The sequence below is a fragment of the Saccharothrix sp. CB00851 genome, assembly GCF_001905065.1.
Taxonomy (GTDB): Bacteria; Actinomycetota; Actinomycetes; order Mycobacteriales; family Pseudonocardiaceae; genus Actinosynnema.
Map to the genome: position 1 here is coordinate 57,805 of NZ_LWLC01000010.1, position 13,976 is coordinate 71,780.

The window sequence follows — 13,976 nt, forward strand, 5'->3', positions numbered from 1 at the left end:
GTGCGCATGGCGGCCACGACCACCGCCGACCGCTGGCTGCGCACGCGCACGCCCCGGCCGTCGGCCGCGCTGACGCTGGTGTGCCTGCCGCACGCGGGCGGTTCGGCGAGCTACTACCGCGACTGGGGCGCCCGACTGCCCGCGTCGGTCGAGGTGCGCGTCGTGCAGTACCCCGGCCGGGAGGAACGCCTGGTCGACGCGCCGGTGGACGACATGGCGGCGATGGCCGACGTGCTCACCGACGTGCTCGCGCCGCTGTTCGACCGGCCGGTGGTGCTGTTCGGGCACAGCATGGGCGCGGCCATCGCCTACGAGGTGACCCGGCGGTGCGAGGACCGCGGCAGGCCACCCGCGCTGCTGGTGGCCTCCGGCTTCGCCGCACCGCACCACCGCACACCACGCGACCTGCACGCCCGGGACGACGACGCGCTCGTCGCCGAGATCACCCGCGTGTCCGGTGACGATGCCGCCGCGCTGGCCGACCCCGACCTGCGCGAGCTGCTGCTGCCGATGATCCGGGCCGACTACCGGCTCATCGAGCGGTACGCACCGACCGCGCCGCCGCCGGTGAGCACGCCGATCGTCGTCTACCGCGGCGACGCCGACCCCGACGTGGACGCGGACGGCGGTGAGGCGTGGCGCGACCTCACCGCGTCGGGCGAACTGCGCGAGCACCGCGCGTTCGACGGCGGGCACTTCTACTTCCGGCACGACCCGACCGCCCTGCTCGGGGCGATCTCCGCACACCTCGGGCGGGTCCGCCCGGTGACGACTCACTGAGGGTGAGGGACATGTTGTTGGCTAACCGAGACACGCTGACCACCGCCACGCTGGAGGCCGACGAGCACGAGTGGCTCGACCGGATCGCCCGCGAGCTACTGGACGTGGCCGGCGGGCGGCTCGACAGCGCCGAGTGGGTCGCCGCCGCGCGCCGCGCGTGGGAGGACGCGCCCGCGACGCTGCGGCACGCGCTCAAGGAGTTCCGCCGCGACTCGGGCACGGGCGGGGCGTTACTGCTGCGCAACCTGCCCGTGGACGAGGAGAACCTGCCGCCGACGCCGAAGGCAGAGGGTTCGGTGGTGCGCGAGGCGACGGTGTCCGCCGCCGTCCTCCTGCTCGTGGCGCACGGGCTGGGCGACCCGGCCGCGTTCCGGGCCGAGAAGTCCGGCGCGCTGGTGCAGAACGTGGTGCCGGTGCCGGGCAAGGAGGAGGTGCAGGGCAACGTCGGCTCGGCGCACCTGACCTTCCACACCGAGAACGCCTTCCACCAGCACCGGCCCGACTTCGTGCTCCTGGTGTGCGTTCGGCCGGACCACGAGCGGGTGGCCGAGCTGCGGCTGGTGTGCTCGCGCCAGGTGCTGCCGAAGCTCGGCGAGCTGGCCCGCGCGGCGCTGTCGTCGGCCGAGTTCGTCACCGCGCCGCCGCCCTCGTTCGGCGCCACGTCCGCCGCGGTGCCGCCGCGTGCCGTGCTGCACGGCGACCCCGACGACCCGGACCTGTGCGTCGACCAGGCGGCCACCGAGCCCGTCACCGAACGGGCGGTCGCGGCGATGGCGGAGCTGGGCGAGCTGTTCGACAACTCGTTCAACGCGCTGCGGCTGACCGCGGGCGACCTGGCGATCGTGGACAACCGCGTCACCGTGCACGGCCGGTCGGCGTTCACCCCGCGCTACGACGGCGCGGACCGCTGGCTGCAGCGCACGTTCGTGTTCGCCGACCTGCGCCGCTCCCGGGGCCACCGCCCCGGCGACGGCTACGTGCTGGAGAGCTGAGCCGTGGACCTGCTCAAGGGCAAGACCCTGCTGGTCACCGGCGTGCTCACGCCGAACTCCATCGCCTACCACGTGGCCCGCCTGGCGCAGGAGGAAGGCGCGACCGTCGTCCTCACCGCCTACGGCCGGGTGCGCCTGGTGGAACGGCTCGCGCAACGCCTCCCCGCGCCCGCGCCGGTGGTGGAGCTGGACGTCACCGACGCCGATCACCTCGCGGCCCTGCCGGAGCGGATCGGCGCGCACGCGGACCGGCTCGACGGCGTGCTGCACTCCGTCGCCTACGCGCCGCCCGAAGCGCTCGGCGGGAACTTCCTCACCGCGCGCTGGGACGACGTGGCGCCCGCGTTCCACGTCTCCGCCTACTCGTTGCAGGCGCTGGTGCGGGCCGTGCGGCCGATGCTGGCGCCGGGCGGTTCCGTGGTGGGCCTGGACTTCGACGCCTCGCAGGCCTACGCCGAGTACGACTGGATGGGCGTGGCCAAGTCGGCGCTGGAGTCCTGCGCCCGCTACCTCGCGTCCTACCTGGGCCGGGACGGCATCCGGGTCAACCTCGTCGCCGCCGGACCGCTGCGCACCACCGCGGCCATCGCCATCGGGCCGGGCGGTGACGAGGCCGCCCGCCGGGAAGGTCGGCGGTGGCACGCGAAGTCGCCGCTCGGCTGGGACGACCAGGAGTTCACCCCGGTGGCCCGCGCGTGCGTGGCCCTGCTGTCGGACTGGTTCCCCGCGACGACCGGCGAGATCGTCCACGTCGATGGCGGCGCGCACGTGATCGGGGACCGGCCCGGTGTCCCCGTCACGGCACCGCCACCATCGGCCGGGTCGTGACCGTGGCCCACAGCGAAGGAGAGCGGGTTGACCAGGGCTCCAGTCGGGGCGGACGACCACACGGAGGAGGAACGGTGACCGCAGCCGTCGAGGCGCGAGGCGTCGTCAAGTCGTACCAGGCGCACCGCGCGCTCGACGGCGTGGACCTGACCGTGCCGACCGGGACGGTGCTGGGCCTGTTGGGCCCCAACGGCGCCGGCAAGACCACGATGGTGCGGGTGCTGACCACGTTGCTGCGGCCCGACGCGGGCGACGTCCGCGTGGCCGGGTACGACGTCGTCACGCGGTCGGCCGACGTGCGGCGGTCCATCGGCCTGTCCGGGCAGTACGCGGCCGTGGACGAGAGCCTGACCGGGTACGAGAACCTGTACCTGGTCGGCAGGCTGTACGGCTTCAAAGCCGCCGCGGCTCGCGACCGCGCCCGGGAGCTGCTGGCGCTGTTCCGGCTGGAGCAGGCCGCGTCCCGGCTGCTGCGCACCTACTCCGGTGGCATGCGGCGGCGGCTGGACCTGGCGGGCGCGCTCGTCGCCCGGCCGCCGGTCGTGGTGCTGGACGAGCCCACCACCGGGTTGGATCCACGGTCCCGTTTGGACACCTGGGAGATGGTGCGGCGGCTGGTGGACGACGGCGCGTCGGTGCTGCTGACCACCCAGTACCTGGAGGAGGCCGACGTGCTGGCCGACTCGATCGTGGTGATCGACCGGGGCCGGGTGGTGGAACGGGGCACCTCCGACGAGCTGAAGGCCCGCGTCGGCAGCGAACGGCTGGAGATCGTGGTCGCCGACCGCGCCGACCTGCCGGAGCTGGTGCGCGTGCTCACCGAGGTCGGCGCGGCCGAACCCGTGGTGGACGACCACCTGCGGCGGGCGCACGTGCTCGTGCACGTCGGCCCGAAGACGCTGGTGGAGGCGTTGAACCGGTTGGACGCGCGGGACGTGCGGGTGCTGGACGTGTCGCTGCACCGGCCCAAGCTGGACGACGTGTTCCTGATGCTCACCGACCGCGCCGACGAGGGGGAGGACTCGTGACCGCGGTGGCCAAGGTCGCCGTCGACGGCTGGATGATCGCCTGGCGCAACCTGCTGCACGTGCGGCGCAGCGTCGACTGGGCGTTCGCCGCGGTGGTGCAGCCGGTGATGTTCGTGCTGCTGTTCGGGTTCGTGTTCGGCGGCCTGCTCGGCGGCGCGGCCTACCGGGAGTACCTGCTCGCCGGGATCCTGGTGCAGACGCTGGCGTTCAACTCGGCGTTCACCGTCATCGGCCTGTCGACCGACCTGCGCAAGGGTTTTATCGACCGGCTGCGGTCGCTGCCCATGTCCGGTGTGTCGGTGATGGTCGGCCGCACGCTGTCGGACCTGGCGGTGAGCGTGGTCGCGATGGTGGTGACGTGCCTGTGCGGCCTGCTCATCGGCTGGCGGGTGCGGGGCAGCTTCCTGGACGCGGTGCTGGCGTTCCTGGTGCTGCTGGTGTTCGCGTTCGCCATGTCGTGGATCGGGGCGCTCATCGGGCTGATCTCGCCGAGCCCGGAGGCCGCGCAGAGCGCCGGGCTGATCTGGCTGACCCCGCTGACGTTCGTGTCGTCCGGTTTCGTGCCGGAGGAGTCGATGCCGGGTCCGCTGCGGGTGATCGCCGAGTGGAACCCGCTGACGGCGGTGATCAACGCGGTGCGGGAGCTGTTCGGCAACACCGTGCCCGGGCTGAACGTCGTGTCCGGCTCCTGGCCGGACGACCACGCGCTGGCCTACGCGTGGCTGGCGTCGCTGGTGATCGTGGCGGCGTTCGTGCCGTTGAGCATGAGGGCCTACCGCCGGGTCGCGGCCCGGTGACCCGAGCTACCGGGGTAGGTGGGACGGGCGCCCGTCCCACCTACCGGGCGGCGGCCAGGGGAGGCCGCCGCTGTCCCGGTCGACGTCACCGCCGCCGGGTGGCGACCATCGACCGGTACACCGCCGTGATGGCGAAGATCAGCGCGCCGACCATCGCCACCGTGATCGCGACGTTGGCCACGTCGGACACCTTGCCGCCGATGAAGTACTGCTTGATCAGGTTGCACCCGACGATCAGGACGACGTACACCCACCACGGGGCCCACCGACCGTCGTTCGCCTTGCCGTCAGCCACTTGTCCTCCTAGTCGGGCGCGCGCACACCCTCAGCACAGTTCCTTGATCTTCGCGGCGCCCTGGGCGATGTCCTCGGACTTGTCCGACAGCAATTGCCGGGCCGCGACCAACACCTGGGCGGCCCGCGACGATTCGTCCATGTTCCCGGCGATGTCGTCGATTACCGAACCCACTGTCTTCGCGGCTTCGCTCTTGCCGTCCGGACTGGCGGAAACCCATCCGTTCGCCACGTGGCACAGCAAAGTCGTGCGACCGTCGTCGGTGTTGTCCGGCGACGATTGGTCCGCAGCCGGTTCGCACCCGCTCAGCGCGAAAGCCGACACCACCGCCAGTGCTACCGCCACGCTTTTCATGGTGACATCCGCTCCTCCCGGTGTGGTCGGCGGGCGGTGCGCCTGCCGTGACACCATCATCGTGAGCGCGGCGGGTGCGCGGCATCGGCGGTCGGGGCGATCACGCGTCATCACTTCGGCCGATGCGAGCCGGGTGGGCGTGTGCTGTGATCGCGCGGTGCACGCCGGAATAAGTCGGGTCGTCTCCGGGTTGCGGAAGTTGCCGGAGTGGCAGCACGACGCGCTCATCGTGATCAGCTCGTTGCTGGTCGGCTCGGTGTTGTTCGCCACCGGCCTGTACCCGTTGTTCAACCTCGACGACCCGATTCCGCTGTGGGTGCGGGTGCTGTTGTTCGGCGGCCTCTGCGTGGTGGAGGCGTTCCGCCGGATCGCGCCGGGCACGGCCCTCGCGGTCGGCACGGCGTTCCTGCTCGTGGACTGCGTCATCGGGGTCGGCACCCCCACGCTCGTGGTGTACGCGGACCTTCTTTACGCGGCCACCCTCTATGGCCCGCGCCGGCTCAGCCGCGACATGGTGCCGATCGCGGTGCTCACGTCGATCAGCACGATCACCGCGACCGTGCTGCTGGTGCCCGGCTGGCGGGCCACGGTGCTGGCCGCGTTCGCCGTGCTGCCGTTCCTGCTGATCCCGGTGTGGTGGGCGACAAACGTGCGGCAGCACCAGCGGATGGCCGAGGTCGAGCGCGCGAACACCCGCCAGCTGGCCAAGATCGCCGAGCTGGACCGGACCGCCGCGGTCGCCGCCGAACGCGCGCACATGGCCCGTGACCTGCACGACGTGATCGCCGGGCACCTGTCCGCGATCGCCATCCAGGCCGAGGCCGCGCTGTCGTTGAAGGACGACGACCCGATGACGCGAGTGGTGCTCAAGTCCGTGCGCGAGAACAGCGTCAGCGCGTTGGAGGAGATGCGTGCGATGATCAACATCCTGCGCGCGGACGTGACCGCGCCGGACGAGCCGACCGCGCCCGCCCGGCTCGCCCAGCTGTCCCGGCTGGTCGAGTCGGCGCAGGCGGGCGGCATGCGGCTGGACGTGCGGGTGGACTACGACGACACCGAGGCACTGCCCGCCGCGGTGGACCTGACCGCGTACCGCATCGCTCAGGAGGCGCTGACCAACGCCATGAAGCACGCACCGCGCACGAGTGTCGTCCTCGAACTGCGCCGCACGGACACCGAGATGGTGCTGGAGGTCGTCAACGAGCTGCGCGACGGCGTCGCCGGGGGAGGGTTGGGCACCGGGCTGCTGAACATGCGTGAACGCACGGCGGCCGTCGGCGGCTCGCTCACCGCCGGGCCGTCGGACGGCTCGTGGAAGGTCCGCGCGGTCCTGCCGCTGCCCGAGGTGGAGCGGTGAGCATCAGGGTGCTGGTGGTCGACGACCACGCGGCCGTGCGCGCGGGCCTCGTGCTGATCCTGGGCAATTCCGAGGGCATCGAGGTCGTCGGCGAGGCCGGTGACGGCGCCACCGCGATCCGCCAGGCCAAGGCACTGCGGCCGGACGTGGTGCTGATGGACATCCGCATGCCCGGCTTGGACGGGATCGCCGCGACCAAGGCGCTGCACGGCGACAGCGTGGCCCAGGTGCTCGTGCTGACCACGTTCGACCTGGACGAGTACGTGTTCGCCGCGCTGCGCGCGGGCGCCGCGGGCTTCCTGCTCAAGTCGGTCGACGCGCCACGCCTGGTGGAGGCGGTGCGGCTGGTCGCGGCGGGCGAGAACGTGCTCGGCCCGGAGATCACCCGCAAGCTGATCAAGGCCTACGCCGCGGCGCCGGTGAAGACCCGGCCGGTCATCGACCACCGCCTCGACCAGCTGACCGATCGGGAACTGGACGTGCTGCGCTGCCTGGGCCGGGGCCTGTCCAACGCCCAGATCGCGGGCGAGCTGTTCATCAGCGGCGCCACCGCGAAGACCCACGTCTCCCGCATCCTGACCAAGCTCGAACTGCGCTCCCGCGTCCAAGCCGCCATCTACGCCCAGGAGAACGACCTGGTGTGACGGCTACCAACCGAGGGCGCCGCCACCGGTGACCGGGATCGTCGCACCGGTCACGTAAGTCGACCCCGCCACCCAGCGCACCACCTCGGCGACCTCCTCCGGCCGTGCGAGCCGACCCAGCGGCACCTGGTCGATCAACGCCTGCCGCTGCTCGTCCGTCAGCACGGCCACCATGTCGGTGTCCACGGGCCCCGGCGCGACGACGTTGATCCGCACCCCGCGCCGCCCGTACTCCAACGCCACCGACCGCGCGAACCCCTCCAACGCCGCCTTGGCCGCCGCGTAGTTCGCCTGCCCGGCCGACCCCGCACGCGCCGACGCCGACGAGATCAACACGATCGACCCCGCCCGCGCCTTCGCCATCGCCGGCAGCACCCGCTGCACCACCCGGAACGTGCCGAGCTGCGTGACCTCGATGATCTCCCGGTAGTGCTCTTCGGGCATCCGTGCCAGCAGCCCATCCCGCGTCAGACCCGCGTTCAACACGACCACCTCCGGCGCACCCTGGTGCGCGGTGACCTCCGCGACCGCGTCAGCCACCCGATCAGCCTCGACCAGATCCAGCTTCACCCCGAACACACCGGCCACCGCCACCCCCGACCCCCGGTGCGTCCCCGCCACCCGGTCACCGGCTCGCACGAACTCCCGCGCCACCGCCTCACCGATACCCCGACTGGAACCGACCACCAACACCGACCGCGTCATGCCCGCACCTCCACCACAGCCTCACCGCGCGCTACCGTGACCCCGTCCTCCCGCACCGCCGTCACCTGCAGACGCGCCGTCCCCGCCTCCACCGCCACGACCTTCCCACCACACGTCACCCGCGACCCGACCGGCGTCGGCGCCGTGAACCTCACCTTGAACGACCGCAACGCACCGGCCGACGCGACCAACCGCCCCAAGTGCGCCATCACGAGCATCCCGTGCGTCACCACCCCGTCCAGCCCACCCCGCCGCGCCGCCTCGTCGTCCAGATGCACGGGATTGTCGTCCCCCGACACGACTGCGAACTCCCGAAGCCGCTCCCGACTGATCGTCTCGACCTCGACCACCGCCAACCGATCACCGACCGCCGGCACGCTCACGCCTTCTCCTCGATCACGAGCACCTGTCGCAAATCCACCAGGTGCTCATCCCTCCGGTGCACGGCCGTCTCCTGCACGACGAACTCCAACCGCCCACCCATGCGCCGGTAAACATCGGCGACCACACTCTCGAGCCGCAACTCCTCACCCGCGTGCACACTCCGGTGATAGGTGAAGGACTGCTCGGCGTGCAACACCCGCAACGGATCGAGCCCCATCTCGACCAACAATTCCTCACCCCGCGCCTCAAGCTCCAACCCGAACAACATCGTCGGCGGCAACACAACATCCGGATACCCGACCGCCCGCGCCGCCTCAACATCCACGTGCACCGCCCCAGCCTCCCCGATCACCCGCGCAAATGCCACCACCCGCTCCCTCGGCACCCGCAGCACCACCGGATCAAGCCGTTTCCCGACAAACTCCTGAGCAATCATCATCAAACCGTCCCACAACCACGCCCGCACCACGAGACCGCACACCACCACCACGTCGGTTTACCGAAATCCATATTTGCCCGACCAGTCAACCCGCACCACATCGGACCCGCCACCCAACCGCCGAGGCCCGATTTTACATGGGTTCGGGTGCTTTAGGCTGGTCGAAGCCGGACGGGCTTGGCGGGCGCTTTATCCGCCAGCCTGCCCGGCTTTGGCCAGCCTTCAGTGCCCGTAAGGGGCCCATGTCAAATCGAGCCGAACCCAACCACCGCACCCACCTCAGTGACAGCAGTCGCCCTGCTTGACACCCTGCTCCCCGCCACTGACGCCCCGCTCCCCGCCGCCTTGCCTCCCCTGCGTCTCCGCCACCTTGTCCAACCACTCCTGCCCAGCCCCCGCGTCCCCGTACTCGTCGTGCCAGTTCCACCACTCGTACGCCGGCGTCTGGGGGTATCCCTCAGGCGAGTCCTCCCACGCCTCCTGCCGCCCGAGCGCGGTCATGTCGAGGTAGCTGAACGTGCTGCCCAACGCCTCATCCCCGCGTCCGTTGATGAAGTACGTGCGGAACACCCGGTCACCTTCGCGGAAGAACGCGTTCGTGCCGTGCCACTCGTCCACGCCGAAGTCGGCGTCGAAGTCGTCCAGGATGGTGACCCACGGCATCCGCCAGCCCATCCTCGCCTTCAACCGCTCGATATCGGCCTGCGGCGCGCGCGAGGCGAGCACGAGGCTGGTGTCGCGGGCGTGCAGGTGGGCGACGTGCCCGAGCTGGTCTGCCGTCACCAGCGAGCAGCCGCGGCACGCGTGGTCGGGCCAGCCGAGTACGCCCGGCTCGAAGAACGCCCGGTAGACGACCAGTTGCCGGCGGCCCTCGAACAGGTCGAGCAGGCTCATCCGGCCGCTCGGCGTGTCGAACGCGTACTCCTTCTCCACCGCCAGCCACGGCATCCGCCGCCGTGCCGCCGCCATCGCGTCCTTCGCCCGGGTCAACTCCTTCTCCTTGACCAGCAGCCCCTGGCGAGCTTCCTCCCACTCCGACGCGGAAACGACCGGAGGGGTCTTCATTCGGACAGGTGCGGTGTGACCTGCATCGGCGCGGACCATGACGGCCTCCCATGAGTAGCAACCATTCAGTTGCGACACTTTGGCAACCACTCGGTTGCGTCAACCTCCGGGCCCGCGGTGGCGTTCGACAAGCACTGGTCGTACCTGACGCTCGCGGGCGTCGGCGTGCCCGTGCCGGACCACGTGCTGGTCAGCGGGCGCAACCTGGACGCGGCGGCACCGGCGATCGAGGAGTGGGGCCACGCCGTGCTCAAACCGCGGCGCGGCTGCTTCGGCTGGGGCGTGCTGTTCATCGACAACTGCACCACGCTGCGGGACGTCGTCGGCTACCTCGACTCGGAGACCGCCGAAGGACGGGTCCGCGGCGTGCCGTCAGCCGGCCCCGCGCGCAGCTACCCGCTGGAGCGCTTCTACCCCAACAGCCCGGACGACTGGCTGGGCGTCACCGCCGCGATCGGTGAAGTCGCCGGTCAGCCGGTGCACGCCGGCGGCATCGGGTAGACCGGCGCGTCGTCCACCGGCGGCGCGGGCGCGACGTGCACCGGCGTCCGCCGCCCTCGTCCGTGCCGCCAGGGGCCGCATCAAGCGCGATTACCGCGAACACGGACTTTCGAAACGCCGCCTAACGCCGCCTAACGCCGCCTAACGCCGCCGGTCGCGGTGGGGTCGCTCGGAGATGGCGCCGGTGATCGTGGCCTTGATCGCGAGCGCGGCGCCGGACCGGGCCCACTCGGTGAAGTCGAACGGCCGCACGTCGAGGTCGATCAGGTCCGGGTCGTCCTCGTAGGTGTCCTCGATGCCGTCGTGCACGAGGTCGGACGACACCTCGTACAGCGGCAGGCCCTCGCCGGTCAGCAGCACCTTCTGCGGGTCGATGACGTTGGCGACGGTGCCGATGAGGACACCGAGCGCGTAACCCGCCTCGGCGAAGACCTGCCCGGCCTCCCGGTCGCCCGCGCGGACCCAGTCCAGGGCCTCCTCGTAGGTCGGCCGCCCCGCCAACCGCCGCAGCATCACCTGCGTCATCAGGTAGCTGGAGATGCAGCCGCGCCGACCGCAGCCGCACTGCGGGCCCTTCGCGTCGACCAGCGTGTGGCTGAAGTGCGGCGGCAGGCCGTGCGAGCCCGCGACCAGCCGCCCGTCCACGATCAGCCCGGTGCCGACGCCCGCGCCGACGGTGATCACCGCCAGCGACTTCAGGCCCGCGCCCGGCCCGAACCAGTGCTGTGCCGCGGTCAGCGCCTGCACGTCGTTGTCGACCGCGGTGGGCACGCCGGTCGCCCGGGTCACCGCCGCCTTGAGCGGCACGTCGGTCCAGCCCAGGAACTCGTCCCACGCCACCAGGCCGTCGAGCACGACGCCGCCCAGCGTCACGCCGATGCCCGTGAGGCCGGGGAACCGCCGGGCGACGTCGGCGATCTGGGTGACGACCTCGTCCGGTGCACAGGAGCGCAGCGGCTCCTCGGCCGTCGCGACCGGAGTGGCGGTCAGGTCGGTGACCGCGGCGAAGAGCCGTTGGGGGGTCAGCTTCACGCCGAGGAACCGGTGGGCCGCGCCGCGCACGTGCAGCATCTCCGACGGACGACCGGCCGAGGCACGCGGTCTGGTGTCGCCTTCGACCAGCAACCCCTGTTGCACCAACGCTTTCGCCACGCGGGTCAAGGTCGGCCGGGACAGTCGCAGCCGACCCGCGATCTCGGCTCGGGACAGCGGGCCGTGGATGAGCACCTCCAGCAGGACGTCGCGCGAGACCTCGCTCAGCCTCGGCCAGGAGGAGGTGGCGACACCGGTGTCCGCTTCGGAGATCACCGCTCGAACATAGCGGCGTTCTGGGATCGCTCCCAGTCATAGACCCATCGGATGATTACGCACTGCGATATTGCGCAACTCGCATCTTGACGGGCGGCGGGCCGCGACCGTAGCGTAACCCCTTAAGTTCCACTCGGAAACTAATACGGTCGCATCTTGGGTGTCACTGTGCGACAGCATCGCTGGGAGCGCTCCCAGAAGCCGGAGCGGGCCGAATGTCGACTCAACGAGGTGTCGAAGAGCCATGAGAAGCAGAATCGCCATGATCAGCGCCGCGCTGCTCGTCGTCGCGGGCTTCGGGCTGACGGTCCTGCCGCAGGCACAGGCGGCGGTGGGGCTGCACGTCAGCGGTACCAGGATCGTCGAGGCCAACGGGCAGCCGTTCATCATGCGGGGCGTCAACCACCCGCACGTCTGGTACACCGGCCGGACCAGCTCGTTCGCCGACATCAAGGCGACGGGCGCGAACACCGTGCGGGTGGTGTTGGGCACCGGCAAGCGGTGGGGGCCGTCCGACGACGTGCCCGCCGTGATCGACCTGTGCAAGCGCAACCGGATGATCTGCGTGCTGGAGGTGCACGACACCACCGGCTACGGCGAGGAGGCCGCCGCCGCGTCGCTGGACGAGGCTGCCAACTACTGGATCAGCCAGAAGAGCGCCCTGGTCGGCCAGGAGGACTACGTCGTCATCAACATCGGCAACGAGCCGATCGGCAACGTCGACGCCGCCCAGTGGACCGACGCGACCGCCGACGCCATCAAGAAGCTGCGCGCCAACGGTTTCCAGCACCTGCTGATGGTCGACGCGCCGAACTGGGGCCAGGACTGGCAGCACGTCATGCGGGACAACGCCCAGGCGGTCCTCGACGCCGACAGCGCGCGCAACACCGTGCTGTCGATCCACATGTACTCGGTCTACAACACCGCTTCCAGCATCACCGACTACCTCAACCGCGTGCAGGCCAAGGGCTGGCCGCTGGTCATCGGCGAGTTCGGGTGGCGGTTCGCGCCGAACGAGGTGGACGACGAGACGATCGTGCGCGAGGCGCAGGCCCGCGGTCTGGGTTACCTGGCCTGGTCGTGGAGCGGCAACTCCGACCCGATCCTGGACATGGTCAGCGAGTTCGACCCGGCCCGGTTGACCACCTGGGGTGAGCGGATCGTCAACGGCCCCAACGGGATCAAGGCCACCGCCAAGGAGGCCACCATCTTCGGCGGCACCACCACGACCACCACCACGTCCACGACTACGACGACCACCACCACCACCACCACCACGACGACCACGACCACGACTCCCGGCGGTGGACTCGCCTGCACGGCCAGGTACACGATCGTCCACCAGTGGCCGGGCGGATTCCAGGGCGAGGTCCGGGTCACCGCGGGCAGCGCGCCGATCAAGGGCTGGACCGTCGGCTGGACGTTCGCCGACGGCCAGACCGTCACCAACGCGTGGAACGCCACGGTCACCAGCAGCGGATCGACCGTGACGGCCCGCAACGCCAACTACAACGGCACCCTCTCCGCCGGCGCGAGCGCCACGTTCGGGTTCACGGCCACGTCGCGCGCCGCCAACACCGCGCCGACGGCGTCCTGCACCGCGAGCTGACCGGTCCCACCGGTGCGCGGACGTCCCGCGTCCGCGCACCGGTGGTCACTCGAACCGGATGGACTCCGCCCGGGGGTACTTCCGGCCCGGTGACGGCACCGGCGACCCGGTGAACGACACCGGCGTGCCGGTGGGCACCATGGCGATGCCGACGGGCAGGTCGTCACGGGAGGCGTACCACGAGCCGCCGCGGCTGTCGGTGATGAAACCGTGCGGCTGCCCGGCTTTCCAGGCGGTGACCGTCCCGCGTCGACGGCCGCGCGGCGTGCCCGCGGGCGAGGCCACGACCTCCGAGGACCGCACGAACGGGCGGCTCAACGGGTAGTCGGCGCGGTCGGCGGGCGCGAACAGGTCGTCGAACGCGGGCGTCAGCGTCGCCGCCGCCCGCAGCGGCGCGGCGCTGCGCGGTGTCCACGCGGGCAGCGACCCGGGAGCCGATCGGTCGTCCACGACCGGCACCACCACGCCCACCCCGCGCGCGGTCAGCCGGGTGGCCAGCGGCGTGAAGTCGGCGTCGCCGGTGATCAGCACGACCCACCGCAGCGGCACGGTGGTCGCGCGCTCCCACACCTCGAGTGCGAAGTGGACGTCGACGCCCTTCTCCTTGCCGCCGTGCAGCGGGAGGTCGTGCCGGGTGACGCCCGCGGCGGCCAGGGCCGCGTCGAACGACGCCGCCGGGGTCTCGATGCGTCCACGCACGTAATGCGCTTCGACCACGCAATCGTCGAGCGCGCTTCCGCTTTCGGTGTGCAGGTACCAGCGCAACGCGTCGTGCAGGCCGTCCAGCGAGATCCGCGCGCCCCGCGGATGGGCGGTGGCGTAGTAATCGCTCAGGTAGGCGAACCACGTCCCGTCGTAGAACACCCCGATGCGCACGATCTCCCCTGGTG

Annotated in this window: 17 protein-coding genes; 9 read left to right on the forward strand and 8 right to left on the reverse strand. The window is 71.2% G+C overall.

Annotated elements, in window-relative coordinates:
- The first annotated feature begins 6 nt into the window (after positions 1-6).
- From A6A25_RS11285 to A6A25_RS11305, 5 genes are all read left to right on the forward strand, one after another.
- Positions 7-780: a thioesterase II family protein gene (locus A6A25_RS11285; RefSeq protein ID WP_073888268.1), complete on the forward strand. Its 774-nt coding sequence runs from the start codon at positions 7-9 to the stop codon at positions 778-780.
- Positions 781-797: 17 nt separating this feature from the next.
- Positions 798-1,772 carry a TauD/TfdA family dioxygenase gene (locus A6A25_RS11290; protein ID WP_380733430.1) on the forward strand — a complete coding sequence of 325 codons (975 nt, stop codon included), beginning with the start codon at positions 798-800 and terminating at the stop codon, positions 1,770-1,772.
- Positions 1,773-1,775: 3 nt separating this feature from the next.
- The gene (gene fabI, locus A6A25_RS11295; RefSeq protein WP_073888269.1) at positions 1,776-2,600 is read left to right on the forward strand and encodes an enoyl-ACP reductase FabI; all 825 of its coding nucleotides are present in this window, start codon (positions 1,776-1,778) and stop codon (positions 2,598-2,600) included.
- A 74-nt stretch (positions 2,601-2,674) separates the two neighbouring features.
- On the forward strand, positions 2,675-3,628 hold the full coding sequence (locus A6A25_RS11300; RefSeq protein ID WP_073888271.1) for an ATP-binding cassette domain-containing protein: 954 nt from the start codon (positions 2,675-2,677) through the stop codon (positions 3,626-3,628).
- Positions 3,625-4,425 carry an ABC transporter permease gene (locus tag A6A25_RS11305; RefSeq protein ID WP_073888273.1) on the forward strand — a complete coding sequence of 267 codons (801 nt, stop codon included), beginning with the start codon at positions 3,625-3,627 and terminating at the stop codon, positions 4,423-4,425. Before A6A25_RS11300 ends, A6A25_RS11305 begins: the two co-directional genes overlap by 4 nt.
- A gap of 85 nt (positions 4,426-4,510) precedes the next feature.
- Here the strand turns inward: A6A25_RS11305 and A6A25_RS11310 are convergent, their stop codons facing one another.
- Together A6A25_RS11310 and A6A25_RS45390 are read right to left on the reverse strand one after the other, a co-directional pair.
- Positions 4,511-4,720: a hypothetical protein gene (locus A6A25_RS11310; RefSeq protein WP_073888275.1), complete on the reverse strand. Its 210-nt coding sequence runs from the start codon at positions 4,718-4,720 to the stop codon at positions 4,511-4,513.
- A gap of 30 nt (positions 4,721-4,750) precedes the next feature.
- Positions 4,751-5,344, reverse strand: coding sequence for a hypothetical protein (locus tag A6A25_RS45390; protein WP_241828593.1), 594 nt, complete (start codon positions 5,342-5,344; stop codon positions 4,751-4,753).
- Here A6A25_RS45390 and A6A25_RS11320 point away from each other — a divergent pair.
- Together A6A25_RS11320 and A6A25_RS11325 are read left to right on the forward strand one after the other, a co-directional pair.
- Positions 5,304-6,431, forward strand: a complete 1,128-nt coding sequence (locus A6A25_RS11320) for a sensor histidine kinase (protein WP_241828594.1) — start codon at positions 5,304-5,306, stop codon at positions 6,429-6,431. The genes A6A25_RS45390 and A6A25_RS11320 overlap by 41 nt on opposite strands.
- A complete protein-coding gene (locus tag A6A25_RS11325) occupies positions 6,428-7,075 on the forward strand; it encodes a response regulator (RefSeq protein ID WP_073888280.1) in 648 nt (215 codons plus the stop codon). The genes A6A25_RS11320 and A6A25_RS11325 overlap by 4 nt, the downstream gene beginning before the upstream one ends.
- 3 nt (positions 7,076-7,078) lie before the next feature.
- On the opposite strand, the gene A6A25_RS11330 is transcribed toward A6A25_RS11325, so the two are convergent.
- The 4 genes from A6A25_RS11330 to A6A25_RS11345 all read right to left on the reverse strand — a co-directional run bounded on the left by A6A25_RS11330 (position 7,079) and on the right by A6A25_RS11345 (position 9,668).
- On the reverse strand, positions 7,079-7,780 hold the full coding sequence (locus A6A25_RS11330) for an SDR family oxidoreductase (RefSeq protein WP_073888282.1): 702 nt from the start codon (positions 7,778-7,780) through the stop codon (positions 7,079-7,081).
- Entirely contained in the window at positions 7,777-8,163 is a 387-nt protein-coding gene (locus A6A25_RS11335) for a MaoC family dehydratase (RefSeq protein WP_073888284.1), read from the reverse strand. Before A6A25_RS11335 ends, A6A25_RS11330 begins: the two co-directional genes overlap by 4 nt.
- Positions 8,160-8,654 carry an FAS1-like dehydratase domain-containing protein gene (locus tag A6A25_RS11340; RefSeq protein ID WP_083668253.1) on the reverse strand — a complete coding sequence of 165 codons (495 nt, stop codon included), beginning with the start codon at positions 8,652-8,654 and terminating at the stop codon, positions 8,160-8,162. The genes A6A25_RS11335 and A6A25_RS11340 overlap by 4 nt, the downstream gene beginning before the upstream one ends.
- A 228-nt stretch (positions 8,655-8,882) precedes the next feature.
- Entirely contained in the window at positions 8,883-9,668 is a 786-nt protein-coding gene (locus A6A25_RS11345; RefSeq protein WP_083668254.1) for a DUF899 domain-containing protein, read from the reverse strand.
- 117 nt (positions 9,669-9,785) lie between these two features.
- Between A6A25_RS11345 and A6A25_RS11350 the strand changes: the two genes are divergently transcribed.
- Positions 9,786-10,169 (forward strand): hypothetical protein, encoded by a 384-nt coding sequence (locus A6A25_RS11350; RefSeq protein WP_241828595.1) that lies wholly within the window; start codon positions 9,786-9,788, stop codon positions 10,167-10,169.
- Positions 10,170-10,310: 141 nt separating this feature from the next.
- Here the strand turns inward: A6A25_RS11350 and A6A25_RS11355 are convergent, their stop codons facing one another.
- Positions 10,311-11,477: an ROK family transcriptional regulator gene (locus A6A25_RS11355; RefSeq protein ID WP_241828596.1), complete on the reverse strand. Its 1,167-nt coding sequence runs from the start codon at positions 11,475-11,477 to the stop codon at positions 10,311-10,313.
- A 244-nt stretch (positions 11,478-11,721) separates the two neighbouring features.
- Between A6A25_RS11355 and A6A25_RS46275 the strand changes: the two genes are divergently transcribed.
- Complete coding sequence (locus A6A25_RS46275; RefSeq protein ID WP_073888286.1) at positions 11,722-13,086, forward strand: cellulase family glycosylhydrolase; 1,365 nt, start codon at positions 11,722-11,724, stop codon at positions 13,084-13,086.
- Positions 13,087-13,131: 45 nt separating this feature from the next.
- On the opposite strand, the gene A6A25_RS11365 is transcribed toward A6A25_RS46275, so the two are convergent.
- Entirely contained in the window at positions 13,132-13,962 is an 831-nt protein-coding gene (locus A6A25_RS11365) for an NYN domain-containing protein (protein ID WP_241828597.1), read from the reverse strand.
- Between the last annotated feature and the right edge of the window lie 14 nt (positions 13,963-13,976).